24 protein-coding genes are annotated in these 25,285 nt (G+C 69.1%); 15 read left to right on the forward strand and 9 right to left on the reverse strand.

All coding sequences use genetic code 11. The annotated features are described in order from the left end of the window. Positions 1–28 precede the first annotated feature (28 nt). The 6 genes from gap (at position 29) to pgi (ending at position 5,975) form a co-directional block, all read left to right on the forward strand. On the forward strand, positions 29–1,039 hold the full coding sequence (gene gap, locus IE226_RS23225; RefSeq protein ID WP_190083254.1) for a type I glyceraldehyde-3-phosphate dehydrogenase: 1,011 nt from the start codon (positions 29–31) through the stop codon (positions 1,037–1,039). Between the two features lie 196 nt (positions 1,040–1,235). Then, entirely contained in the window at positions 1,236–2,447 is a 1,212-nt protein-coding gene (locus IE226_RS23230; RefSeq protein WP_190083255.1) for a phosphoglycerate kinase, read from the forward strand. 6 nt (positions 2,448–2,453) lie between these two features. Further along, positions 2,454–3,230, forward strand: a complete 777-nt coding sequence (gene tpiA, locus IE226_RS23235) for a triose-phosphate isomerase (RefSeq protein ID WP_190083256.1) — start codon at positions 2,454–2,456, stop codon at positions 3,228–3,230. A gap of 125 nt (positions 3,231–3,355) precedes the next feature. Then, positions 3,356–3,586, forward strand: a complete 231-nt coding sequence (gene secG / locus IE226_RS23240) for a preprotein translocase subunit SecG (protein WP_135329442.1) — start codon at positions 3,356–3,358, stop codon at positions 3,584–3,586. Between the two features lie 193 nt (positions 3,587–3,779). After that, the gene (locus tag IE226_RS23245; RefSeq protein ID WP_190083257.1) at positions 3,780–4,115 is read left to right on the forward strand and encodes an RNA polymerase-binding protein RbpA; all 336 of its coding nucleotides are present in this window, start codon (positions 3,780–3,782) and stop codon (positions 4,113–4,115) included. 207 nt (positions 4,116–4,322) lie between these two features. Then, positions 4,323–5,975 (forward strand): glucose-6-phosphate isomerase, encoded by a 1,653-nt coding sequence (gene pgi, locus IE226_RS23250; protein ID WP_190083258.1) that lies wholly within the window; start codon positions 4,323–4,325, stop codon positions 5,973–5,975. 69 nt (positions 5,976–6,044) lie between these two features. Here pgi and pgl read toward each other — a convergent pair whose 3' ends face one another. Genes pgl through tkt form a run of 5 tightly spaced genes read right to left on the reverse strand, consistent with a single transcriptional unit; the run spans position 6,045 to position 12,620 of the window. Next, positions 6,045–6,824, reverse strand: coding sequence for a 6-phosphogluconolactonase (pgl, locus tag IE226_RS23255; RefSeq protein WP_190083259.1), 780 nt, complete (start codon positions 6,822–6,824; stop codon positions 6,045–6,047). Then, the gene (gene opcA, locus IE226_RS23260) at positions 6,821–7,846 is read right to left on the reverse strand and encodes a glucose-6-phosphate dehydrogenase assembly protein OpcA (protein WP_190083260.1); all 1,026 of its coding nucleotides are present in this window, start codon (positions 7,844–7,846) and stop codon (positions 6,821–6,823) included. The genes pgl and opcA overlap by 4 nt, the downstream gene beginning before the upstream one ends. Next, positions 7,843–9,366: a glucose-6-phosphate dehydrogenase gene (gene zwf / locus IE226_RS23265; RefSeq protein ID WP_190083261.1), complete on the reverse strand. Its 1,524-nt coding sequence runs from the start codon at positions 9,364–9,366 to the stop codon at positions 7,843–7,845. The genes opcA and zwf overlap by 4 nt, the downstream gene beginning before the upstream one ends. Before the next feature lie 6 nt (positions 9,367–9,372). After that, complete coding sequence (gene tal / locus IE226_RS23270; protein WP_190083262.1) at positions 9,373–10,491, reverse strand: transaldolase; 1,119 nt, start codon at positions 10,489–10,491, stop codon at positions 9,373–9,375. Positions 10,492–10,526: 35 nt separating this feature from the next. Then, the gene (gene tkt, locus IE226_RS23275; protein ID WP_190083263.1) at positions 10,527–12,620 is read right to left on the reverse strand and encodes a transketolase; all 2,094 of its coding nucleotides are present in this window, start codon (positions 12,618–12,620) and stop codon (positions 10,527–10,529) included. A 421-nt stretch (positions 12,621–13,041) separates the two neighbouring features. Between tkt and IE226_RS23280 the strand changes: the two genes are divergently transcribed. The 3 genes from IE226_RS23280 to IE226_RS23290 all read left to right on the forward strand — a co-directional run bounded on the left by IE226_RS23280 (position 13,042) and on the right by IE226_RS23290 (position 15,675). Beyond that, positions 13,042–13,995, forward strand: a complete 954-nt coding sequence (locus IE226_RS23280; RefSeq protein ID WP_190083407.1) for a heme o synthase — start codon at positions 13,042–13,044, stop codon at positions 13,993–13,995. 112 nt (positions 13,996–14,107) lie between these two features. Continuing rightward, a complete protein-coding gene (locus IE226_RS23285; RefSeq protein WP_190083264.1) occupies positions 14,108–14,464 on the forward strand; it encodes a hypothetical protein in 357 nt (118 codons plus the stop codon). Between the two features lie 107 nt (positions 14,465–14,571). Beyond that, the gene (locus tag IE226_RS23290; RefSeq protein ID WP_190083265.1) at positions 14,572–15,675 is read left to right on the forward strand and encodes an amidohydrolase family protein; all 1,104 of its coding nucleotides are present in this window, start codon (positions 14,572–14,574) and stop codon (positions 15,673–15,675) included. Positions 15,676–15,731: 56 nt separating this feature from the next. Here the strand turns inward: IE226_RS23290 and IE226_RS23295 are convergent, their stop codons facing one another. The 4 genes from IE226_RS23295 to IE226_RS23310 all read right to left on the reverse strand — a co-directional run bounded on the left by IE226_RS23295 (position 15,732) and on the right by IE226_RS23310 (position 19,366). Beyond that, positions 15,732–16,721 carry a COX15/CtaA family protein gene (locus tag IE226_RS23295; protein ID WP_190083408.1) on the reverse strand — a complete coding sequence of 330 codons (990 nt, stop codon included), beginning with the start codon at positions 16,719–16,721 and terminating at the stop codon, positions 15,732–15,734. A gap of 92 nt (positions 16,722–16,813) precedes the next feature. Beyond that, the gene (locus tag IE226_RS23300) at positions 16,814–17,584 is read right to left on the reverse strand and encodes an ABC transporter permease (RefSeq protein ID WP_190083266.1); all 771 of its coding nucleotides are present in this window, start codon (positions 17,582–17,584) and stop codon (positions 16,814–16,816) included. Next, complete coding sequence (locus IE226_RS23305; protein ID WP_190083267.1) at positions 17,581–18,507, reverse strand: ABC transporter ATP-binding protein; 927 nt, start codon at positions 18,505–18,507, stop codon at positions 17,581–17,583. The genes IE226_RS23300 and IE226_RS23305 overlap by 4 nt, the downstream gene beginning before the upstream one ends. Positions 18,508–18,517: 10 nt before the next feature. Continuing rightward, positions 18,518–19,366, reverse strand: a complete 849-nt coding sequence (locus IE226_RS23310) for an AAC(3) family N-acetyltransferase (RefSeq protein WP_190083268.1) — start codon at positions 19,364–19,366, stop codon at positions 18,518–18,520. 161 nt (positions 19,367–19,527) lie between these two features. On the opposite strand from IE226_RS23310, the gene IE226_RS23315 reads away from it, so the two are divergent. From IE226_RS23315 to IE226_RS23340, 6 genes are all read left to right on the forward strand, one after another. Then, positions 19,528–20,259: a helix-turn-helix transcriptional regulator gene (locus IE226_RS23315; RefSeq protein ID WP_190083269.1), complete on the forward strand. Its 732-nt coding sequence runs from the start codon at positions 19,528–19,530 to the stop codon at positions 20,257–20,259. Then, complete coding sequence (gene sufB, locus IE226_RS23320) at positions 20,256–21,677, forward strand: Fe-S cluster assembly protein SufB (RefSeq protein ID WP_190083270.1); 1,422 nt, start codon at positions 20,256–20,258, stop codon at positions 21,675–21,677. The genes IE226_RS23315 and sufB overlap by 4 nt, the downstream gene beginning before the upstream one ends. 62 nt (positions 21,678–21,739) lie before the next feature. Then, positions 21,740–22,921, forward strand: a complete 1,182-nt coding sequence (sufD, locus tag IE226_RS23325; protein WP_190083271.1) for a Fe-S cluster assembly protein SufD — start codon at positions 21,740–21,742, stop codon at positions 22,919–22,921. Next, on the forward strand, positions 22,918–23,235 hold the full coding sequence (locus IE226_RS23330) for a bifunctional 3-phenylpropionate/cinnamic acid dioxygenase ferredoxin subunit (RefSeq protein ID WP_190083272.1): 318 nt from the start codon (positions 22,918–22,920) through the stop codon (positions 23,233–23,235). Before sufD ends, IE226_RS23330 begins: the two co-directional genes overlap by 4 nt. A gap of 5 nt (positions 23,236–23,240) precedes the next feature. After that, entirely contained in the window at positions 23,241–24,005 is a 765-nt protein-coding gene (gene sufC, locus IE226_RS23335) for a Fe-S cluster assembly ATPase SufC (protein WP_190083273.1), read from the forward strand. Next, the gene (locus IE226_RS23340) at positions 24,002–25,270 is read left to right on the forward strand and encodes a cysteine desulfurase (protein WP_190083274.1); all 1,269 of its coding nucleotides are present in this window, start codon (positions 24,002–24,004) and stop codon (positions 25,268–25,270) included. Before sufC ends, IE226_RS23340 begins: the two co-directional genes overlap by 4 nt. Positions 25,271–25,285 lie beyond the last annotated feature (15 nt).

The following is a 25,285-nucleotide window of genomic DNA, read 5'->3' on the forward strand; positions in this document are numbered from 1 at the left end:
ACCGGCGTACCAACGAGGAGATCGGTTCGTGACGATCCGCGTAGGCATCAACGGCTTCGGCCGCATCGGGCGCAACTACTTCCGGGCGCTGCTTGAGCAGGGTGCGGACATCGAGATCGTGGCTGTCAACGACCTGGGTGACACCGCGACTACGGCGCACCTCCTGAAGTACGACACCATCCTGGGCCGTCTCAAGGCCGAGGTGTCGCACACCGAGGACACCATCACGGTCGACAACCACACCATCAAGGTGCTGTCCGAGCGCAACCCCGCCGACATCCCGTGGGGCGAGCTCGGCGTCGACATCGTGATCGAGTCGACCGGCATCTTCACCAAGAAGGCCGACGCCGAGAAGCACATCACCGGTGGCGCCAAGAAGGTCCTCATCTCGGCTCCGGCCAAGGACGAGGACATCACCATCGTGATGGGCGTCAACCAGGACAAGTACGACGCGGCCAACCACCACGTCATCTCGAACGCGTCCTGCACCACCAACTGTGTGGCGCCGATGGCGAAGGTTCTCGACGAGAACTTCGGCATCGTCAAGGGCCTGATGACGACGGTCCACGCGTACACCAACGACCAGCGCATCCTGGACTTCCCGCACTCGGACCTGCGTCGCGCCCGCGCCGCCGCCGAGAACATCATTCCGACCACGACCGGTGCCGCCAAGGCCACCGCTCTGGTCCTTCCGCAGCTCAAGGGCAAGCTCGACGGCATCGCGATGCGCGTCCCGGTCCCGACCGGTTCCGCCACCGACCTCGTCGTCGACCTGCAGCGCGAGGTCACCAAGGACGAGGTCAACGCCGCGTTCAAGAAGGCCGCCGACGACGGCGCCCTCAAGGGCATCCTCTTCTACACCGAGGACCCGATCGTGTCGTCCGACATCGTCAGCGACCCCGCCTCCTGCACCTTCGACTCCTCCCTGACCATGGTCCAGGAGGGCAAGACGGTGAAGATCCTCGGCTGGTACGACAACGAGTGGGGCTACTCCAACCGCCTCGTCGACCTCACGGTCTTCGTCGGCGGCCAGCTCTGATCAGCAGAGCAGGCACCTCGATGTGAGCACAGGGTCCGGACCGCGCAATACTGCGTGGTCCGGGCCTTGTTGCGCTTCCCTTTGCGGCTAAACCGCCGCCGCTCTCGCGGACCTGGTTGCTCGCCGTCGGGGTCGCTCAATTGATGGTTGCGGTGTTCGCCGGGAAGAACACCAGCCCAAATAGGAGTCCGAACTCATGAAGACGATCGACGAACTTCTCGCCGAAGGGGTCGAAGGCAAGCGGGTCTTCGTCCGCGCCGACCTCAATGTGCCGCTCGCCGACGGCACCATCACCGACGACGGCCGCATCCGCGCCGTCCTGCCGACCGTCACCAAGCTCGCCGAAGCGGGCGCCAAGGTGATCGTCGCCTCGCACCTCGGCCGCCCCAAGGGCGCCCCGGACCCGCAGTTCTCGCTGCTCCCCGCCGCCGAGCGCCTCGGTGAACTCCTCGGCAAGCCCGTGGCCTTCGCGCAGGACACCGTCGGCCCCGCCGCGCACGACGCGGTCGACGGCCTGGAGTCCGGCCAGGTCGCCGTCATCGAGAACCTCCGCTTCAACGCGGGCGAGACGTCCAAGGACGACACCGAGCGCGGCGAGTTCGCCGACAAGCTCGCCGCCCTCGCGGACGTCTACGTGGGCGACGGTTTCGGTGCGGTGCACCGCAAGCACGCCTCCGTGTTCGACCTCCCGGCGCGCCTGCCGCACTACGCCGGCTACCTCATCGCCACCGAGGTCGGCGTCCTGAAGAAGCTCACCGACGACGTCAAGCGTCCGTACGTCGTCGCGCTCGGCGGCGCCAAGGTCTCCGACAAGCTGGACGTCATCGACCAGCTGCTCGGCAAGGCCGACCGTCTCCTGATCGGCGGCGGCATGGCGTACACCTTCCTCAAGGCCCGGGGGCACGAGGTCGGCATCTCCCTCCTCCAGGAGGACCAGGTCCCGGTCGTCAAGAAGTACATGAAGCGCGCGGAGGAGAGCGGCGTCGAGCTGGTCCTCCCGGTCGACGTGCTGGTCTCCACCGAGTTCCCGGACCTGAAGACCAAGGCCCCGGCCAACCCCACCACGGTCGCCGCGGACGCCATCCCGGCCGACCAGGAGGGTCTCGACATCGGTCCCGAGACCCGTAAGCTCTACGCCTCGAAGCTCGCCGACGCGGGCACCGTCTTCTGGAACGGTCCGATGGGCGTCTTCGAGCACCCCGACTACGCCGAGGGCACCAAGGCAATCGCCCGGGCTCTCCTCGACTCCCCGGCCTTCACGGTCGTCGGCGGTGGCGACTCCGCCGCCGCCGTCCGCACGCTGGGCTTCGACGAGAACGCATTCGGCCACATTTCCACCGGCGGCGGCGCCTCCCTCGAATACCTCGAGGGCAAGACGCTCCCCGGCCTCGCCGCACTGGAGAACTGACACCTGATGACTACGCGTACCCCGCTGATGGCGGGCAACTGGAAGATGAACCTCAACCACCTCGAGGCCATCGCGCACGTCCAGAAGCTCGCCTTCGCCCTGGCCGACAAGGACTACGAGGCCGTCGAGGTCGCCGTCCTGCCCCCCTTCACCGACCTGCGTTCGGTGCAGACCCTGGTCGACGGCGACAAGCTCAAGATCAAGTACGGCGCCCAGGACATCTCGGCGCACGACACCGGTGCCTACACCGGCGAGATCTCGGGCCCGATGCTCTCCAAGCTGAAGTGCACGTACGTGGCCGTGGGCCACTCCGAGCGCCGTCAGTACCACGCCGAGAGCGACGAGATCTGCAACGCCAAGGTGAAGGCCGCCTACAAGCACGGCCTGACCCCGATCCTCTGCATCGGCGAGGGCCTCGACATCCGTGAGGCCGGCCAGCAGATCCAGTACACCCTCGCCCAGCTCGACGGCGGCCTGAAGGACCTGCCCGCCGAGCAGGCCGAGACCATCGTGATCGCCTACGAGCCGGTGTGGGCCATCGGCACCGGCAAGGTCGCGACCCCCGAGGACGCCCAGGAGGTCTGCGGCGCGATCCGCGGCCGTCTGGCCGAGCTGTACTCGCAGGAGCTCGCCGACAAGGTGCGCATCCAGTACGGCGGCTCCGTGAAGTCCGGCAACGTCGCCGCGATCATGGCGCAGCCCGACGTGGACGGCGCCCTGGTGGGCGGCGCCGCGCTCGACCCCGACGAGTTCGTCAAGATCGTCCGCTTCCGCGACCAGTGAGTATGCGGTAGCGCCGATACGTCGTACCCTTGCGGGGGCCGGGCGGCTTCGCTTCGCGAGGCATCCGGCCCCCGTCGTCGATACAGAGTCGATTCAGATCCGAGGAAGTTGGTCCAGCCGTGGTTATGGGGTTCTCGATCGCCCTGATCGTCTTCAGCCTGCTGATGATGCTTCTTGTCCTGATGCACAAGGGCAAGGGCGGCGGTCTCTCCGACATGTTCGGTGGCGGCATGCAGTCCTCCGTCGGCGGCTCTTCCGTCGCGGAGCGCAACCTCGACCGCATCACTGTCGTGGTCGGTCTTCTCTGGTTCGCGTGCATTGTCGTGCTCGGCCTGTTGATGAAGGTGAACAACTGACCGCGAAAGCGGCTTGATTGCCACCTTGCGAAAGCTTCGCTTAAAGCCCCATGTACGGTGCGCGCCGCACGGCGCGGATTATCATGGGGCTTGCGTCTCTGGGTGGGGGTGTAACTCCAAACACTGGACGCGCGTTGGGCCTTACGTAGACTGAGGCGCCCGCAGCAGCACCATCACGCAGGGAGTTACGACCGTGGCAAGTGGCAACGCGATCCGAGGAAGTCGGGTCGGGGCGGGGCCGATGGGCGAGGCCGAGCGCGGTGAGTCCGCGCCGCGTCTGCGCATCTCCTTCTGGTGCTCCAACGGGCACGAGACGGTTCCCAGCTTCGCCAGCGACGCGCAGGTGCCCGACACTTGGGACTGCACCCGCTGCGGCTTCCCCGCCGGTCAGGACCGGGACAATCCGCCGGACCCGCCCCGCACCGAGCCGTACAAGACGCATCTGGCGTATGTACGCGAGCGGCGCACCGACGCGGACGGCGAGGCAATTCTCGCGGAGGCGCTGGCGAAACTGCGGGGCGAGATCTAGAGCGTGAGAAGGGCCGGACATCCGTGGATGTCCGGCCGCTGTGTTTTCTGCCCCGCGGATACCGCGACACGGTTTTCGCGTCGCGTTTACCGGCACGTGTGCGGACAGACAGCTTCAGAGATCTCATATCGGGCCCTGATCAATTAGGTTGGAACGTGCAGCGGGGCAAGGTACGTACACGGGTACGAGAGAAGGCTGAAGTCCGAGATGAACGCAGAAAGCCGTGCCAGGCTCAACCAGACGCCCGAGTGGGCGGCGATCGGCAAGCACCGGGAGCAGCTGGGGGAGGTGCGGCTGCGGGATCTTTTCGCGAAGGACCCGGCGCGCGGCACGCAGTACACGCTCCAGGTCGGTGACCTGCACGTCGACTACTCCAAGCACCTCGTCACGGACGAGACGCTGAGGCTCCTGCGCGAGCTCGCCGCGGCCACCGACGTCTTCGGTCTGCGGGACGCCATGTTCCGCGGCGAGAAGATCAACACCACCGAGGACCGCGCCGTCCTGCACACCGCGCTGCGCGCCCCGCGGGACGCGGTGATCGAGGTCGACGGCGAGAACGTGGTGCCGGCCGTGCACGCCGTGCTCGACAAGATGGCCGCCTTCTCCGACAAGGTCCGCTCCGGCGAGTGGACCGGACACACCGGCAAGCGCATCAAGAACATCGTGAACGTCGGCATCGGCGGTTCCGACCTCGGCCCCGCCATGGCGTACGAGGCGCTCCGGTCCTTCACCGACCGCGATCTGACCGTCCGCTTCGTGTCGAACGTCGACGGCGCCGACCTGCACGAGGCCGTACGGGACCTGGACGCCGCCGAGACGCTGTTCATCATCGCCTCGAAGACGTTCACCACGATCGAGACGATCACGAACGCGACCTCCGCGCGCGACTGGCTCCTGACCGAGCTGCGCGCCGACCAGAGCGCGGTCGCCAAGCACTTCGTGGCCCTGTCGACGAACGCCGGGAAGGTCTCCGACTTCGGCATCGACACGGCCAACATGTTCGAGTTCTGGGACTGGGTCGGAGGCCGCTACTCCTTCGACTCGGCGATCGGCCTCTCGCTGATGATCGCCATCGGCCCGGACGCCTTCCGCGAGATGCTCGACGGTTTCCACCTCGTCGACGAGCACTTCCGCACCGAGCCCGCCGAGTCGAACGTGCCGCTGCTGCTCGGCCTCCTCGGCATCTGGTACGGCAACTTCCACGACGCCCAGTCGCACGCCGTGCTGCCGTACTCGCACTATCTCTCCAAGTTCACCGCCTACCTCCAGCAGCTGGACATGGAGTCCAACGGCAAGTCCGTCGACCGTGACGGCGAGCCCGTGGACTGGCAGACGGGACCGGTGGTCTGGGGCACGCCGGGCACCAACGGGCAGCACGCGTACTACCAACTCATCCACCAGGGCACGAAGTTGATCCCGGCCGACTTCATCGGCTTCGCCGAGCCGGTGGCCGATCTGCGGCCCGGCCTGGTCGCCCAGCACGATCTCCTGATGGCCAACTTCTTCGCGCAGACGCAGGCGCTGGCCTTCGGCAAGACGCCCGACGAGGTGCGGGCCGAGGGTGTGCCGGACGAACTCGTCCCGCACAAGACGTTCAAGGGCAACCACCCGACCACGACGCTCCTCGCCAAGAAGCTGACGCCGTCGGTTCTCGGTCAACTCATCGCGCTCTACGAACACAAGGTGTTCGTGCAGGGCGCCGTGTGGAACATCGACTCCTTCGACCAGTGGGGCGTCGAGCTCGGCAAGGTCCTCGCCAAGCGCATCGAGCCGGCCCTGACCGAGGGCGCCGACGTGCCGGACCTCGACGGGTCGACGACGGCCCTGGTCGCCAAGTACCGCACCATGCGCGGCCGTTGAGTCGCTGAAACGCAAGCAGGCCCGGTCCGCCGAGAGGCGGACCGGGCCTGCTTGCTGTTGCGGGGCCGCTCAGGGAGAAGCCGGCGGGTACAGATCGCGCGGCAGCTGCGAGGCCGCGGCGGCATCGAGCAGCCACAGCGTCCGCGCCCTGCCGTACGCGCCCGCGGCGGGCGCCTGTACCTCACCCGCGCCGGACAGGGCGATCGCCGCGGCGTTCGCCTTGTCCTCGCCGGCCGCGAGCAGCCACACCTCACGCGCCGACCGGATCGCCGGGAGCGTGAGCGTGATGCGTACGGGCGGCGGCTTGGGCGCGCCGTGCACGCCGACCACCGTCCGCTCGCTCTCGCGGACCGCGGGCAGCTCAGGGAAGAGCGAGGCGACATGGGTGTCCGGGCCGACGCCGAGCATCAGCACGTCGAACGTCGGCACCCGGCCGTGGTCCTCGGGCCCGGCGGCCGCGGTGAGCTCGGCGGCGTACATCTCGGCCGCCGCGTCCACCTCGTAGGCGCCGTCCGAAGCGGGCATCGGATGCACCCGGGCCGGGTTGAGAGGCACCGAGTCGAGCAGCGCCTCCTTGGCCTGGGTGTAGTTGCGCTCCGGGTCGCCGTCCGGCAGGAAGCGCTCGTCGCCCCACCACAGGTCCAGGCGCGACCAGTCGATCGCGTCCTTGGCCGCGGACGAACTCAGCGCCGTGAGCAGGCCGTTGCCGTTGCGGCCGCCGGTGAGGACCACCGACGCGAAGCCGCGGGCGGCCTGCGCGTCGACGATCTTCGTGATGAGGCGGGCCGCGGCGGCCTGCGCCATCAGCTCCTTGTCGCGGTGCACGACCAGCTGCGGGGCCGCGGTCACTTCGCTGCCGCCTTCTTGGCCGCGGTCTTCTTCGCGGGGGCCTTCTTGGGCTCCTCGGAAGCCGCCTCGTCCGCCGGCGCCTCCTTCTCCCCGACGGGCATGCCCAAGCGGTCCACGCCGTACTTCAGCGCGGACGCGTAGGTGTCGTCCGGGTCGAGCCTGCGCAGCTCCTCGGCGATCAGCTCGGCCGTCTCGCGGCGCTTGAGCGCCACCGCGCGGTCGGGCTGCCCCTGGATGGAGAGCGTGGCCAGCGAGCCGTCGGCCCGGCCGAGCACGATGGGACCGCAGTCGGTGTCCATGCGTACGCCGGTGAGGCCGGGGCCCGCGGAGAGCGAGCGCTTGACGGGGACGGAGAGCCGGTCCGCGAGCCACATGGCGAGCAGCTCGCAGCTCGGGTTGAACTCCTCGCCCTCCACCTCGACCGACGTCACCCGGCAGGCGACCTGGTCCAGAGCGGCCGCGAGCATCGAGCGCCACGGGGTGATCCGGGTCCAGGAGAGGTCCGTGTCGCCGGGGTGGTAGGCCTCGGCGCGCGCGGTCAGCTCGTGGATCGGCTCCTCGGCGGCGTACGTGTCCGTGACGCGGCGCTGGGCGAGCGCGCCGAGCGGGTCCTTGGCCGGGTCGAGCGGCGCGTTGACCGACCACCACACGACCACGGGGGCGTCGGGAAGCAGCAGCGGCAGGACGACCGACTGGGCGTGGTCGATGACCTCGCCGTACAGCCGCAGGACGACCGTCTCGCCGGTGCCCGCCTCGACGCCGACCCGCACCTCGGCGTCAAGACGCGACGTCGTGCGGTCGCGGGGCGAGCGCGCGGCGCGCTTGATGACGACCAATGTGCGTGAGGGGTGCTCGCGGGACGCCTCGTTGGCGGCCTTCAGGGAGTCGTAGGCGTTCTCCTCGTCGGTGACGATGACGAGGGTGAGCACCATGCCGACGGCCGGGGTGCCGATCGCCCTGCGGCCCTTGACGAGCGCTTTGTTGATCTTGCTGGACGTGGTGTCCGTGAGGTCGATCTTCATGGCCGGCGCCAGCTCCGTCCGTCTCGTGCGAGCATTTCGTCCGCCTCGGACGGGCCCCAGGTCCCGGACGGGTACTGCGCGGGCTTGCCGTGCTTGTCCCAGTACTCCTCGATCGGGTCGAGGATGTTCCAGGAGAGCTCGACCTCCTCCGTGCGCGGGAAGAGGTTGGCGTCGCCGAGCAGGACGTCCAGGATCAGGCGCTCGTACGCCTCCGGGCTGGACTCGGTGAAGGACTCGCCGTACGCGAAGTCCATCGACACGTCGCGGATCTCCATCGAGGTGCCGGGCACCTTGGAGCCGAACCGGACCGTGATGCCCTCGTCGGGCTGGACGCGGATGACGATCGCGTTCTGGCCCAGTTCCTCCGTCGCCGTGTGGTCGAAGGGGGAGTGGGGCGCGCGCTGGAAGACGACCGCGATCTCGGTGACGCGCCGGCCGAGGCGCTTGCCGGTGCGCAGGTAGAACGGGACGCCCGCCCAGCGGCGGTTGTCCACCTCCAGCTTGACGGCCGCGTAGGTGTCGGTCTTCGACTTGGGGTCGATGCCCTCTTCCTGGAGGTAGCCGACGGCCTTCTCGCCGCCCTGCCACCCCGCGGCGTACTGCCCGCGGACGGTGTCCCTGCCGAGGTCCTTGGGCAGCCGGACGGCGCCGAGGACCTTGGCCTTCTCGGCCACGAGGGCGTTCGCGTCGAAGGAGGCGGGCTCCTCCATCGCGGTCAGCGCCATCAGCTGGAGCAGGTGGTTCTGGATGACGTCACGGGCGGCGCCGATGCCGTCGTAGTAGCCGGCGCGGCCGCCGATGCCGATGTCCTCGGCCATCGTGATCTGGACGTGGTCCACGTACGACCGGTTCCAGATCGGCTCGAACATCTGGTTGGCGAAGCGGAGCGCCAGGATGTTCTGGACGGTCTCCTTGCCGAGGTAGTGGTCGATCCGGAACACCTGGTCCGGGGCGAACACCTCGTGCACGATCGAGTTGAGGTCCTTGGCGGACGCCAGGTCGTGTCCGAAGGGCTTCTCGATGACCGCGCGGCGCCAGGAACCCTGCGGGGCGTCCGCGAGCTCGTGCTTCTTGAGCTGCTGGACGACCTGCGGGAAGAACTTCGGCGGCACGGAGAGGTAGAAGGCGAAGTTGCCGCCCGTCCCCTGCGCCTTGTCGAGCTCCTGGATGGTGGCCTTGAGCTGCTCGAACGCGGCGTCGTCGTCGAAGTTGCCCTGGACGAAGCGCATGCCCTGGATGAGCTGCTGCCAGACCTCCTCGCGGAACGGCGTCCGCGAGTGCTGCTTGACCGCGTCGTGGACGACCTGGGCGAAGTCCTCGTCCTCCCAGTCGCGGCGGGCGAAGCCGATGAGCGAGAAGCCCGGCGGAAGGAGACCCCGGTTGGCGAGGTCGTAGACGGCGGGCATCAACTTTTTACGGGACAAATCGCCCGTGACGCCAAAGATGACCAGGCCCGACGGCCCCGCGATACGCGGGAGCCGTCGGTCTGCGGCGTCACGCAGCGGATTGCTGCTTGACAAAGTGGGTCAGCCCTTCGAAGGAGCGAGGCGCTGGAGCTCCGCCTCGGTCGACTTGAGCAGGTCGGTCCAGGACGCCTCGAACTTCTCGACGCCCTCGTCCTCGAGCAGCTGCACGACCTCGTCGTACGAGATGCCGAGCTTCTCGACGGCGGCGATCTCGGCGCGCGCCTGGTCGTAGGTGCCCGCGATGGTGTTGCCGGTGATCTGGCCGTGGTCGCCGGTGGCTTCCAGGGTCGCCTCGGGCATCGTGTTCACCGTGTTGGGGGCGACGAGCTCGTCGACGTACAGGGTGTCCTTGTACGCCGGGTCCTTGACGCCGGTCGAGGCCCACAGCGGACGCTGCTTGTTGGCCTGCGCCTTGTCGAGCGCGGCCCAGCGGTCGGAGGAGAAGACCTCCTCGTACGCCTCGTAGGCCAGGCGGGCGTTGGCGAGCGCGGCCTTGCCCTTGAGGGACTTGGCCTCGTCCGTGCCGATGCCGTCCAGGCGCTTGTCGATCTCGGTGTCCACGCGGGACACGAAGAAGGACGCCACGGAGTGGATCTTCGAGAGGTCCAGGCCGCGCTCCTTGGCCTTCTCCAGGCCGGCGAGGTAGGCGTCCATGACCATGCGGTAGCGCTCGAGCGAGAAGATCAGCGTGACGTTGACGCTGATGCCGAGGCCGATGACCTCGGTGATCGCCGGGATGCCCGCCTCGGTGGCCGGGATCTTGATGAGCGCGTTCGGCCGGTCCACCAGCCAGGCGAGCTGCTTGGCCTCGGCGGTCGTCGCCTTGGTGTTGTGCGCCAGGCGCGGGTCGACCTCGATCGAGACCCGGCCGTCCTGGCCGCCCGTCGCGTCGAAGACCGGGCGCAGGATGTCGGCGGCGTCACGGACGTCCGCCGTCGTGATCATGCGGATGGCCTCTTCGACGGTGACCGCGCGCGCGGCGAGGTCGCTGAGCTGCTGGTCGTAGCCGTCGCCCTGCGAGATGGCCTTCTGGAAGATCGACGGGTTGGTGGTGACGCCCACCACGTGGCTCTGGTCGATCAGCTCGGCGAGGTTGCCGGACGTGATCCGCTTGCGCGACAGGTCGTCCAGCCAGATCGCGACGCCTTCGTCGGAAAGGCGCTTGAGTGCGTCTGTCATGAGGATTACATCTCCTACTAGGTCGTATGTCGGCGTCAGCGCTGAGCGGCGTCGATCGATTCCCGGGCGGCCGATGCGACCGCGTCGGCGGTGAAACCGAACTCGCGGAAGAGCACCTTGCCGTCGGCCGAGGCACCGAAGTGCTCCAGCGAGACGATGCGCCCGGCGTCGCCCACGAAGCGGTGCCAGGTCAGGCCGATGCCCGCCTCGACCGCCACGCGCGCCTTGACGGACGGCGGAAGGACGCTGTCGCGGTACCCCTGGTCCTGCGCCTCGAACCACTCGACGCACGGCATCGAGACGACACGCGTCGGAACGCCCGCCGCCTGGAGCTGCTCGCGCGCCTCGACGGCGAGCTGCACCTCGGAGCCGGTGCCGATGAGGACGACCTCGGGGGTGCCGCCGTCGGCCTCGAACAGGACGTAACCGCCCTTGACGGCGCCTTCGGTGACCTCGCGGTCGTACGTCGGCACGCCCTGGCGGGTCAGCGCGAGGCCGTGCGGGGCGCCCTTGCCGAACTCCTTGGTGTAGCGCTTGAGGATCTCGCGCCACACGATCGCGGTCTCGTTCGCGTCCGCGGGGCGGACCACGTTCAGGCCGGGGATGGCGCGCAGCGAGGCCAGGTGCTCGACCGGCTGGTGCGTCGGGCCGTCCTCGCCGAGACCGATGGAGTCGTGCGTCCAGACGTACGTCACCGGCAGGTGCATCAGCGCGGACAGGCGGACGGCGTTGCGCATGTAGTCGGAGAACACCAGGAAGGTGCCGCCGAAGATGCGGGTGTTGCCGTGCAGCGCGATGCCGTTCATCTCCGCGGCCATGGCGTGCTCGCGGATACCGAAGTGGATCGTTCGGCCGTACGGGTCGGCCTCCGGCAGCGGGTTGCCCGCCGGCAGGAACGACGACGTCTTGTCGATCGTGGTGTTGTTCGAGCCCGCGAGGTCGGCGGAGCCGCCCCACAGCTCGGGGATCACCGCGCCGAGCGACTGCAGGACCTTGCCGGACGCGGCACGCGTCGCGACGCCCTTGCCCGTCTCGAAGACGGGGAGCTTCTCTTCCCAGCCCTGCGGGAGCTCGCCCGCGGCGATGCGGTCGAACTCGGCGGCGCGCTCGGCCTCGGCGGTGCGCCAGGAGGCGAAGCTCTTGGCCCACTCGGCCTTGGCGTCGCTGCCGCGGTCCAGGGCCTTGCGGGTGTGCGCGATGACCTCGTCCGAGACCTCGAAGGTCTGCTCCGGGTCGAAGCCGAGGACGCGCTTGGTGGCCGCGACCTCTTCCTCGCCGAGCGCCGAGCCGTGCGCGGCCTCGGTGTTCTGCGCGTTCGGCGCGGGCCAGGCGATGATCGAGCGCATCGCGATGAAGGAGGGGCGCTCCGTCTCCGCCTTGGCGGCCTGGATCGCGCGGTAGAGGGCGGCCGGGTCGAGGTCGCCGTCCTCCTTGGGCTCCACGCGCTGGACGTGCCAGCCGTAGGCCTCGTACCGCTTCATGGTGTCCTCGGACACCGCGGTCTCCGTGTCGCCCTCGATGGAGATGTGGTTGTCGTCCCACAGCAGTACGAGGTTGCCGAGCTTCTGGTGCCCGGCCAGCGACGACGCCTCGCCGGAGATGCCCTCCTGGAGGCAGCCGTCACCGGCGATCGCGAAGATGTGGTGGTCGAACGGCGACTCGCCGGCAGCGGTCTCCGGGTCGAACAGGCCGCGCTCGTAACGGGCGGCCATCGCCATGCCCACGGCGTTCGCGACGCCCTGGCCGAGCGGACCCGTCGTGGTCTCGACGCCCGTGGTGTGCCCGTACTCCGGGTGGCCGGGGGTCTTGGAACCCCAGGTGCGGAACGCCTTCAGGTCATCGAGCTCCAGGCCGAAGCCGGCCAGGTAGAGCTGGATGTAAAGGGTCAGGGACGAGTGGCCCGCGGAGAGAACGAACCGGTCGCGCCCGGTCCAGTCGGCGTCCGCGGGGTCGTGCCGCATCACCTTCTGGAAGAGGGTGTAGGCGGCAGGCGCGAGGCTCATGGCCGTACCAGGATGGCCGTTGCCGACCTTCTGTACGGCGTCCATGGCCAGGACGCGGGCAGTATCAACAGCCCGCTGGTCCAGTTCGGTCCACTCGAGGTCTGTGGTGGTCGGCTTGGTGCTCACCCTGAGTCAGGGCTCCTCTCCACATGTCGAATGCCGGCGATGTAGATCTCACCGGCCGATGTCGAGCCTACCGCTGTAAAGACGTGCATTTTTTCGAGTGATTCCAGAGTGCCGGGGTGCGCCGCGATCCGCCTCCCGAAAGGGATCCACGGTGTTCACCATGTGATCCCGAAGCCGCTCATCTGGACTCTCGGAACGAGTACGGCACCGCTCATCTGAATGGGTGTCGAACCGGATTCGGGCCGCATTCGGGCCGCATGCAGCCCGTATTCAGGGCGGCCCAACACGCCGCCCAACACGACCCCACCCCCGCGAAGGGCGAGGTATGGGCAACGTCTACAGTGGCGTGGTACGCGCGAGCCTTTACCGGATCTTCATGTCAGAACGTCCGACGCGGCTTGCTGGGAAGTCTCTGTCAGGGGTGTGCGTGACGGCCGTTGAATCCCGTCCAGCGGGAGCAATTGGGACGAGCTCTAGCCCAAGCCACCGGCCACTCGGGGCCCGTGTCATGGCGTTCGTGGCGCTGACCAAGCCGCGAATCATCGAACTCCTCCTGATCACCACCGTTCCGGTGATGTTCCTCGCCGAGCAGGGGGTGCCCGACCTGTGGCTGGTCTTCGTGACCTGCCTGGGCGGTTACCTCTCGGCGGGCGGCGCAAACGCGCTCAACATGTACATCGACCGCGACATCGACGCCCTCATGGACCGTACGTCGCAGCGGCCCCTGGTCACGGGAATGGTCAGCCCCCGCGAGTGCCTCGTGTTCGGCATCGCACTGGCGATCGGCTCGACGCTCCTCTTCGGACTCGCCGTCAACTGGCTGTCCGCGTGGCTCGCGCTCGGCGCCCTGCTCTTCTACGTGGTCATCTACACGATGATCCTGAAGCGCCGGACCTCGCAGAACATCGTCTGGGGCGGCATCGCGGGCTGCATGCCGGTCCTCATCGGCTGGTCCTCGGTGACGAACTCCCTGTCGTGGGCGCCGGTCATCCTCTTCCTCGTCATGTTCTTCTGGACGCCGCCGCACTACTGGCCGCTGTCCATGAAGGTCAAGGACGACTACGCCCGGGTGGGCGTACCGATGCTGCCGGTCGTGGCGTCGAACAAGGTGGTCGCGCGTCAGATCGTCCTCTACAGCTGGGTGATGGTCGCCGTCTCGCTGCTGCTCCAGCCGCTCGGCTACACCGGCTGGTTCTACACCGTGGTCGCCGCGGTGACCGGCGGCTGGTGGCTGTGGGAGGCGCACGGTCTGCAAAGCCGCGCCAAGGCGGAGGTCACGGGCGGCAAGCTCAAGGAGATGCGCCTCTTCCACTGGTCGATCACCTACGTCTCGCTCCTTTTCGTTGCGGTCGCGGTGGACCCCTTCCTGCGCTGAGATAGCCGGGGCAGCCGGGGCAACAGACTCGCCGACGGGCGGGGCACGTGGTGTCGAACACCACGTGCCCCGCCCGTCGCCAGTTGATCTACCCGTCGGTAGCATCCTGGCTATGGCAGACACGGCTAAGACGCAGCAGGTCGACGACAGCAAGCAGGCCGCCAAGGCCGAGCGCCGGGCGGTAAAGCTGGCCAAGGAGATCGGCACCTTCGCGCGGGCGCACGGCGGTGCCGAGGGGCAGATCGCGTACATCGGGCACGAGGGCACCCGCATCGTCCTGGTCGGCGAGGACGGCGCCTGGGGCGACCTGGTGGCGCCCACCTACGCGGTCGCCCAGAGCGCCGTGGAGAAGGCCGGGATCACGGTCCACGAGGAGTTCGACGGCGAGTTCGCGGCCAAGGTGAAGACCGGCCCGTACGAGTGGTCGCGCATGGCCGGCATTCAGCTCGGCGGCCCCTCCAACGGCTGAGACGCCACAGTTTTCGGCACTGTTTCCGAGAGCGTCCGAAAGCAACACCTGACGCCCGGGTCACCCGTTAGACCGTAGGACGCACGGTCCGCCTACCGGGAGCCCGGATGATCGAAACGCCGTCCCTGGTGGACCAGTACTGCCATGGCGTGCTGCGTACGGAGCTGGGCCTCGGCACCTTCGAGGCCCACCTCGGCCGCGGCGAGGGCCCGCCCGCTCCCGGCACCACCTTCTTCGACACCCAGACGGGCTTCGCCGTACGCCGCTGGTGCCCCCCGCTGCTCGGCCTCGAACCGCACTGCCCGCCTCCCCGGTACCTCGCCCGCCGCCGTGAACTGGGCGTACTGGAATCGGGGCGGCGGCTGCTGCGGGGCAGCGGCATCACCACCTACCTCGTCGACACGGGGCTGCCCGGAGATCTGACGGGGCCCGGCGAGATGGCGTCCGCCGGCTGCGCCGACGCCCACGAGATCGTCCGCCTGGAACTCCTCGCCGAACAGGTGGCCGACACCTCCGGCACGGTGGACTCGTTCCTGGCCAATCTCGCCGAGTCGGTGCACGCGGCCGCCGCGCACGCCGTCGCGTTCACGTCCGTCGCGGGCGCCCGGCGCAGCCTCGCCATGGCCCCCGAACCGCCGGGGCCCGGCGAGGTGCGGGGCGCGGCTGACCGGTGGCTCGCCCGGCGGCAGGTGGGCGGGGCGCTGCGGGACCCCGTGCTGCTCAGGCATCTGCTGTGGATCGCCGTCGCGTCGGGGCGTCCGCTGCAACTGCACGCGGGGGCCGGCGATCCGCAGGGTTACTTCGGGGGGTTCGCGCGGGCGACCGCGGGGCTCGGCACCGATCTGGTCCTGCTGCACGGCTACCCGTACCACCGCAACGCCGCGGACCTCGCGGGCCTCTTCCCGCACGTGTACGCCGATCTGGGGCCCGCGCTGGTGCGCACCGGCGCCCGCGCGGCCGCCGTGCTCGCCGAGATCCTGGAACTCGCGCCCTTCGGCAAGCTGCTGTTCTCCAGCGGCGCGCACGGCCTGCCCGAACTGCACGTGGTGGGCGCGCGGCTCTTCGGGGAGGCGATCGGGCGCGTGTTCGGCGGGTGGGTCGCGGACGGGGCGTGGTCGCTGCCGGACGCGCAGCGGGTGGCCGGTCTCATCGCGGCGGGCAACGCCCGGCGCGTGTACGGGCTTTCGGAGGCCGGACTTCCGGAGGTCTGACGCCGGAAGCCGGGTTCAGAACGTGCGGACTTCCGGAGGTCCGGAGGTCCTGAGCCTCAGACGGCCGACAGCCGGGAGTCGGCGCTCTGGGACGGGACCTCCGCCGTGCCGTACGGGCGTTCACGCAGCGAGAGCAGGACGCGCATCACGGCGATCCAGACCACGCACGAGCCGAACATGTGCAGGCCGACCAGGACCTCGGGCAGGTCCGTGAAGTACTGGACGTAGCCGATCGCGCCCTGCGCGAGCAGGATCAGGAACAGATCGCGGGTGCGGTGCAGCGGGCCCTTGGGCGCGTCGACCGCCTTGAGGACGAACCACAGGGCGAACGTCAGCGTCACCACGATCCAGGCGAGCACGGCGTGCAGCTTGCTGACGGCCTCCCAGTCGAAGCCCATCCGCGGCACCTCGCTGGAGTCACCGGCGTGCGGCCCCGAGCCGGTCACCAGCGTGCCGACCGCGATGAGCAGCACGGACGCCGCGACCAGGAACCACACCAGCTGCGCCACGGCCTTGCCGACCAGCGGACGAGCTTCGCCGTCGCCCTCGCGGGTGCGCTGCCACATCGTGACGGCGACCGCGATCAGGGCGGTGGAGAGCAGGAAGTGCGCGGCGACCGTCCACGGGTTCAGGCCGACGAGGACCACGATCCCGCCGAGCACGGCGTTGCCCATGACCAGCCAGAACTGGACCCAGCCGAGCCGGGTGAGGCTGCGCCGCATCGGCTTCTGCGACCGGGCCGTGATGATCGCCCAGCCGACGGCCGCGCAGAGCACGTACGTCAGCAGGCGATTGCCGAACTCGATGTACCCGTGGAAACCCATCTCGTGGGTGGCCGTCAGGGACTCGTCGGTGCACTTGGGCCAGGTCGGGCAGCCGAGGCCCGATCCGGTGAGACGGACGGCGCCGCCGGTGACCACGATGCACACCGTCATCGCGAGCGAGATGAGGGCGGCACGCCGGACTGTCCGCTGCTGCGGGGTCCAGCGTTCGGCGATGAAGGCGAGCGGGTTGCGCACGGCGGAGACGGCGTCGGCTCGGGTCACGTTTGGCACGCGCCCATCGTAGGGGGCCGCTTGTGCACGGCTTCACGAGGGGGACGTATCCGGTGCTTCTGTGACGCGTCTTACGCCGTTTCCTACTCCCAGCGGAAGAACTTCCCGGCGGCGCCGAGCCCGACGACCGCCCAGACCGCAAGGATCCCGAGGTCCCCCCACGGCATCCCCGCGCCGTGCTGCAGCACGTCCCGCAGGCCGTCGGAGAGCGCGGAGATCGGCAGCAGGCCGAGCACCGACTGGGCCGCGTCCGGGAACTTGTCCAGGGGCACGATGACTCCGCCGCCCACCAGCAGCAGGAGGAAGACCAGGTTCGCCGCGGCGAGGGTCGCCTCCGCCTTCAGGGTGCCCGCCATCAGCAGGCCGAGGCCGGAGAAGGCCGCGGTGCCGAGGACCAGCAGGAGGAGTACGGCGAAGGGGTTGCCGTGCGGTGACCAGCCCAGGGCGAAGGCGATCACCGTGAGCAGGACGATCTGCAGGACCTCGGTGACCAGGACCGACAGGGTCTTCGCCGCCATCAGGGCCCAGCGGGGCAGGGGAGAGGCGCCGAGCCGCTTCAGGACTCCGTAGCGCCGCTCGAACCCGGTGGCGATGGCCTGGCCGGTGAACGCCGTCGACATCACGGCGAGGGCGAGGATGCCGGGCGCGAGGAAGTCGACGGCTTCGCCCTTGCCCGTGTCGACGATGTCGACCGCGCTGAACAGCACGAGCAGGAGAGTCGGGATCACCACCGTGAGCAGCAGCTGCTCGCCGTTGCGCAGCAGCATCTTCGTCTCGAGCGCCGCCTGCGCGGCGATCATGCGGGAGAGCGGGGCGGCGCCCGGCTTCGGCGTGTACGTACCGGCGGCGCTCATCCGCGCAGCTCCTTGCCCGTGAGTTCCAGGAAGACGTCTTCCAGCGTGTGGCGTTCGACGGCGATCTTCTCCGGCATCACGCCGTGCTGGGCGCACCAGGAGGTGACCGTGGCGAGCAGCTGCGGATCGACCGTGCCGCTCACGCGGTACGCGCCCGGGGTGAGTTCGGCCGCCGCGGAGTCCGGCGGTAGCGCCTTGAGGAGGGAGCCGACGTCGAGCCCGGGGCGGCCGGAGAAGCGCAGGGTGTTCTCGGCGCCCCCGCGGCACAGCGCCTCCGGAGTGCCCTCGGCGATGACCTTGCCCGCGTCGATGATCGCGACCTCGTCGGCGAGCTGCTCGGCCTCGTCCATGTGGTGTGTGGTCAGGATGACGCTGACGCCGTCGGCACGCAGATCGCGTACGAGATCCCAGGTGGCCCGGCGTGCCTGCGGGTCCAGGCCCGCGGTCGGCTCGTCCAGGAAGACGAGCTCGGGCCGCCCGACCACGGCCATGGCGAGCGCGAGGCGCTGCTGCTGGCCGCCGGACAGGCGCCGGTAGGTGGTGCGGCCGCAGCTCTCCAGGCCCAGGCGCTCGATCAGCGCGCCCACGTCCAGGGGGTGCGCGTGCAGCTTCGCCATGTGGCGCAGCATCTCGTTCGCGCGGGCACCGGAGTAGACGCCGCCGGACTGGAGCATCACGCCGATGCGGGGGCGCAGCGCGCCGGCCTCGCGGACCGGGTCGAGGCCCAGGACGCGCACCGTGCCCGCGTCCGGCCTGCGGTAGCCCTCGCAGGTCTCGATCGTGGTGGTCTTCCCGGCGCCGTTCGGGCCGAGGACGGCAGTGACGGTGCCCGTGCGGACCCGGAGGTCGAGGCCGTCCACCGCGGTCTTGCTGCCGTACCGCTTGACCAGTCCCGTGACCTGGACGACGGACTCATTTCCCATGGCGGGAAGTCTAGAGAGGACCGGACGGGCGGCGGGCAGGGGGCTGCTGGAGGGCCCACTCGGCCCGCGGCCGATGGGTCTGGAGCCAGCTCTGCGCGTACGCGACCGCGTCGGCCACCGGGAAGAGCCGGGCCGTCGCCGCGCCCACCGTGCCCCGCAGCACGGGCCGGTCCCGCTCGAAGTCCGCGCCGAGTTCGTCGAAGCGCTCCTCGGAGATCGAGGGCTCGCGCACCGTCATCCAGCGGCGCCCTTCCGGCGTCATGACCGCGAAGGAGTTCTCGGTCTCGGGGGCGGGGATCCGGTACTCGGCCAGGTGGAACGAGGTGCAGGTGTCGAATCCCGCGCCGAGCAGCAGCACTCGGGCGCCCGATTCCTCCAGGCGGGCCAGCGGGCTGCGCTCGCCGAGGCGGCAGTCCAGCGCGTGCCCCTCCAGGAGTGCCCGTGCGCGGGGGCCGACGGCGGCGAAAGAGGTCTGCGGGTGGGCGCTGCGCAGGGCGCCGGGCCAGGTCCGCACGGTCTCGGGGATCACGCCGACGCCTCGGGTGGGGGCGGTGCGCGGGTCGTAGGCGGGGATGGACGCGCGGATCTCGGGCCACCAGGACTCGGGCACCGGCGGGTTTCCCCACTCGGAAGGGTCGGAGTTGTCGCTGGACTGCGTGGGGACCACCAGGGTCCCCTTTTGGCCCAGTGCGTCCAGGAGCGCCTGGACGACGGCGACCTGGCCTCCGACGACCCAGCCCATGGAGCTGAGAGAGGAGTGCACGAGGAGGGTCTCACCGGGGCTCACGCCGAGCTCGCGGAGGTCGGCCGCGAGAGACGCGCGCGTACACAAAGGGCCGGTGGGAGGGGGTGTCGGCATGGTCAGGGAGTCTGCACGGACCCGCTGTCGCGCGCCACCGATTTGATCGATCAGTGATCATTTCCGCAGGTCAGCTTAGGTATGCCTAAGTGACGCAGCGCACCGGTCCTTGATCCCGGCGCGGGTTGTCAGGCTCTGAGGAATTACGCAACAATGGCGTTGTGAAAAACGTTGGCGAGGCTCCGCAGGAGGAACTCGCGACCGGGGAGCGGTCTACGCGCAACCGGGTCGCGCGCTCCATCCTGGACCACGGCCCCTCCACGGTGGCCGACCTCGCCGGCCGCCTCAAGCTGACCCAGGCCGCCGTGCGCCGCCACCTCGACACGCTCGCCCACGAGAACGTCGTCGAGCCCCGCGAACAGCGGGTCTACGGCGCTCGTACGCGCGGCCGCCCCGCCAAGGTCTTCGCGCTCACCGACTGCGGCCGGGACGCCTTCGACCAGTCGTACGACAAGCTGGCCGCCGACGCCCTGCGCTGGATCAGCGAGCGGCACGGCGAGGAAGCGGTCGTCGAATTCGCCCGCGACCGGATGGCCGCCCAGGCGGTGGCCTACCGCAAGGCGGTCGAGGCGGCGCCCCCCGAGCGGCGTGCCGAGGCTCTGGCGAAGGCGTTGACCACCGACGGGTACGCTGCTACGGCCCGCACGGCCCCCGTAGGCGAGCAGCTGTGCCAGCACCACTGCCCGGTCGCCCACGTCGCCGAGCAGTACCCACAACTCTGCGAGGCGGAGACGGAGATCTTCTCCGCCCTCCTCGGAACGCACGTGCAGCGCCTTGCCACCATCGCCCACGGCGACGGCGTCTGCACGACGTTCATCCCCCGCAACACCCCGCAGTCTTCACAGACCACTGATAACGCATCCGCAAGCACGGCCGGGAGGAACCCCGCATGACGCTCCCCACGGAGACTGCCCACCCCGAACTCGAGGGTCTGGGCACGTACGAATACGGCTGGGCCGACTCCGACGTCGCCGGTGCCTCTGCCAAGCGCGGCATCAATGAAGACGTCGTCAAGGACATCTCGGCCAAGAAGAACGAGCCGGAGTGGATGACCAAGCTCCGCCTCAAGGGCCTGCGCCTCTTCGACAAGAAGCCCATGCCGAACTGGGGCTCGGACCTCTCCGGCATCGACTTCGACAACATCAAGTACTTCGTGCGGTCCACGGAGAAGCAGGCGGAGTCCTGGGAGGACCTGCCCGAGGACATCAAGAACACGTACGACAAGCTCGGCATCCCCGAGGCGGAGAAGCAGCGCCTCGTCGCCGGTGTCGCGGCCCAGTACGAGTCCGAGGTCGTCTACCACCAGATCCGCGAGGACCTGGAGGAGCAGGGCGTCATCTTCCTGGACACCGACACGGCGCTGAAGGAGCACCCGGAGCTCTTCAAGGAGTACTTCGGCACGGTCATCCCCGTCGGCGACAACAAGTTCGCGTCGCTGAACTCCGCCGTGTGGTCCGGTGGCTCGTTCATCTACGTCCCCAAGGGCGTGCACGTCGAGATCCCGCTCCAGGCCTACTTCCGCATCAACACGGAGAACATGGGCCAGTTCGAGCGGACGCTGATCATCGTCGACGAGGACGCCTACGTCCACTACGTCGAGGGCTGCACGGCGCCGATCTACAAGTCGGACTCCCTGCACTCCGCGGTCGTCGAGATCATCGTGAAGAAGGGCGGCCGCTGCCGCTACACGACGATCCAGAACTGGTCGAACAACGTCTACAACCTGGTCACCAAGCGCGCCGTGGCGTACGAGGGCGCGACCATGGAGTGGATCGACGGCAACATCGGCTCCAAGGTGACGATGAAGTACCCCGCCGTCTACCTCATGGGCGAGCACGCCAAGGGCGAGACGCTGTCCATCGCCTTCGCGGGCGAGGGCCAGCACCAGGACGCCGGTTCCAAGATGGTCCACATGGCGCCCAACACCTCCTCCAACATCGTGTCGAAGTCCGTGGCGCGTGGCGGTGGCCGTACCTCCTACCGCGGTCTCGTCGAGATCGGCGAGGGCGCGGCCGGATCGAAGTCGAACGTCCTGTGCGACGCGCTGCTCGTCGACACGATCTCCCGCTCGGACACGTACCCCTACGTGGACGTCCGCGAGGACGACGTGTCCATGGGCCACGAGGCGACCGTCTCCAAGGTCTCCGACGACCAGCTCTTCTACCTGATGAGCCGCGGTCTGACGGAGTTCGAGGCCATGGCGATGATCGTGCGCGGCTTCGTCGAGCCGATCGCCAAGGAGCTGCCCATGGAGTACGCCCTGGAGCTGAACCGGCTGATCGAGCTGCAGATGGAGGGTTCGGTCGGTTAATACCGGCCGCGTCCCCCGCAGCGAGCAGATTTCTTACCCAGAGAGAGAGCACGACGACAGCCATGGCTGAGGCTCAGAACATCCCGGTGGGGTCCACCACCGCCGGATCGATCGCGGTGGCCGCCGAGTCCACCGTCGCCACCCGTATGAGCGCTCCCCCGTCCTTCGACGTGGCGGACTTCCCCGTCCCCCACGGCCGCGAGGAGGAGTGGCGGTTCACGCCGCTGGAGCGCCTTCGCGGGCTGCACGACGGCACGGCTGTGGCCACCGGCGGCATCCGCGTCGAGGTGAGCGCCCCCGCGGGCGTGACCCAGGAGACCGTCGGCCGCGAGGACGCGCGCGTGGGCAAGGCGGGCAAGCCCGTCGACCGCGTCGCCGCGCAGGCCTACAGCTCCTTCGAGAAGGCCTCGGTCGTGACCGTCCCCAAGGAGACGGTCCTGACCGAGCCGATCCGCATCGCCGTGCACGGCGAGGGCGGCACCGCCTTCGCGCACCAGGTCATCGAGGTGGGCGCGTTCGCCGAGGCCCTCGTCGTCATCGACCACACCGGTGACGCCGTGCTCGCCGCCAACGTCGACTACCTCCTGGGCGACGGCGCCAAGCTCACCGTCGTCTCCGTCCAGGACTGGGACGACAAGGCCGTGCACATCGCGCAGCACAACGCGCTGATCGGCCGGGACGCCTCCTTCAAGTCGGTCGTCGTGACCTTCGGCGGCGACGTCGTACGCCTGCACCCCCGCGTCGAGTACGCGGGCACCGGCGGCGAGGCCGAGCTCCTCGGCCTGTACGTCACCGACGCCGGCCAGCACCAGGAGCACCGCCTCCTGGTCGACCACAACCAGCCGCACTGCAAGTCGAACGTCATCTACAAGGGCGCGCTGCAGGGCGACGACGCCCACGCGGTGTGGATCGGCGACGTCCTCATCGAGGCCGCCGCCGAGGGCACGGACACGTACGAGATGAACCGCAACCTCGTTCTGACCGACGGCGCCCGTGTCGACTCCGTGCCGAACCTGGAGATCGAGACCGGCGAGATCGTCGGAGCGGGCCACGCCTCGGCGACCGGCCGCTTCGACGACGAGCAGCTCTTCTACCTGCAGTCGCGCGGTATCCCGGAGGGCGAGGCGCGCCGCCTGGTCGTCCGCGGGTTCTTCGCCGAGCTGATCCAGCAGATCGGCCTGCCCGACGTCGAAGAGCGCCTCCTCACCAAGATCGAAGAGGAGCTGGAGGCGTCCGCGGCATGACATTCGTACGCGCCTGCGGACTGAGCGAGCTGTCGGAGGACACCCCGAAGCGGGTGGAACTCGACGGCACGCCGGTCTCGGTCGTCCACACCGAGGGCGAGGTGTTCGCGATCAACGACATCTGCTCGCACGCGAACGTCTCCCTCTCCGAGGGCGAGGTGGAGGACTGCCAGATCGAGTGCTGGCTGCACGGCTCCGCCTTCGACCTCCGCACCGGCAAGCCGTCCGGCCTCCCCGCGACGCGCCCCGTCCCCGTATACCCCGTAAAGATCGAAGGGGACGATGTGCTCGTCTCCCTCACCCAGGAGTCCTGAGGCACATGGCAACGCTTGAAATCCACGACCTGCACGTCACCGTCGAGGCCGACAACGCCACGAAGGAGATCCTCAAGGGCGTCGACCTCACCGTGAAGCAGGGCGAGACGCACGCCATCATGGGCCCGAACGGCTCCGGCAAGTCGACGCTCGCCTACTCCATCGCGGGTCACCCCAAGTACACGATCACGCAGGGCACCGTCACCCTCGACGGCGAGGACGTCCTGGAGATGTCCGTCGACGAGCGCGCCCGCGCCGGCATGTTCCTGGCCATGCAGTACCCGGTCGAGGTCCCCGGCGTCTCGGTCTCCAACTTCCTGCGTACGTCGGCGACGGCGATCCGCGGCGAGGCCCCCAAGCTGCGCACCTGGGTGAAGGAGGTCAAGGGAGCGATGGAGCAGCTCCAGATGGACCCGGCCTTCGCCGAGCGCAACGTCAACGAGGGCTTCTCCGGCGGTGAGAAGAAGCGCCACGAGATCCTCCAGATGGAGCTCCTCAAGCCGAAGATCGCGATCCTCGACGAGACCGACTCCGGCCTGGACGTCGACGCCCTGCGCCAGGTCTCGGACGGCGTCAACCGCGTCCGCGACACCGGCGAGGTCGGCACCCTGCTGATCACGCACTACACGCGCATCCTGCGCTACATCAAGCCCGACTTCGTGCACGTCTTCGCGAACGGCCGCATCGCCGAGTCCGGCGGCGCCGAGCTCGCCGACAAGCTGGAGGCCGAGGGCTACGAGGCTTACACGAAGGGTGGCGCATCCGCGTGACAGTGGCCCACCAGGGGCTCTCCGGCCTCCTCGACACCGAGGCGATCCGCAAGGACTTCCCGATCCTGGATCGCACGATCCACGACGGCAAGAAGCTCGTCTACCTGGACAACGCGGCGACGTCCCAGACGCCGCGCCAGGTGCTCGACGTACTCAACGAGTACTACGAGCAGCACAACGCCAACGTCCACCGCGGTGTGCACGTCCTCGCGGAGGAGGCCACGGCGCTCTACGAGGGCGCCCGTGACAAGGTCGCTGCGTTCATCAACGCGCCGAGCCGCGACGAGGTGATCTTCACCAAGAACGCCTCGGAGTCGCTCAACCTCGTGGCCAACATGCTGGGCTGGGCCGACGAGCCCTACCGCGTGGACCACGAGACCGAGATCGTCATCACGGAGATGGAGCACCACTCCAACATCGTGCCGTGGCAGCTGCTCTCGCAGCGCACGGGCGCGAAGCTGAAGTGGTTCGGTCTCACGGACGACGGCCGCCTCGACCTGTCCAACATCGACGAGATCATCACGGAGAAGACGAAGATCGTCTCCTTCGTCCTGGTTTCGAACATCCTGGGCACGCACAACCCCGTCGAGGCGATCATCCGCCGTGCGCAGGAGGTCGGCGCGCTGGTCTGCATCGACGCCTCGCAGGCCGCCCCGCACATGGTGCTCGACGTGCAGGCGCTGCAGGCCGACTTCGTGGCCTTCACCGGCCACAAGATGCTCGGCCCGACCGGCATCGGCGTCCTGTGGGGACGGCAGGAGCTGCTCGAGGACCTGCCGCCGTTCCTCGGCGGCGGCGAGATGATCGAGACGGTGTCGATGAGCTCGTCGACATACGCTCCCGCGCCGCACAAGTTCGAGGCGGGCACGCCCCCGGTCTCCCAGGCCGTCGGCCTGGGCGCGGCCGTGGACTACCTCTCCGCGATCGGCATGGACAAGATCGCCGCTCACGAGCACGCGATCACCGAGTACGCGGTCAAGCGCCTCCTGGAGGTCCCCGACCTCCGGATCATCGGCCCGACCACGGCCGAGGACCGCGGCGCCGCGATCTCCTTCGCGCTCGGCGACATCCACCCGCACGACGTGGGCCAGGTTCTGGACGAGGAAGGCATCGCGGTCCGCGTGGGTCACCACTGCGCCCGCCCCGTCTGCCTCCGCTACGGAATTCCTGCGACCACGCGAGCGTCGTTCTATCTGTACTCCACGCCCGGCGAGATCGACGCGCTGATCGACGGCCTGGAGCACGTACGGAACTTCTTCGGCTGAGGGGCTGACCGGGAC

Origin of the sequence: Streptomyces longisporoflavus, assembly GCF_014649775.1 — a bacterium.
In the GTDB taxonomy this organism is placed as follows: domain Bacteria; phylum Actinomycetota; class Actinomycetes; order Streptomycetales; family Streptomycetaceae; genus Streptomyces; species Streptomyces longisporoflavus.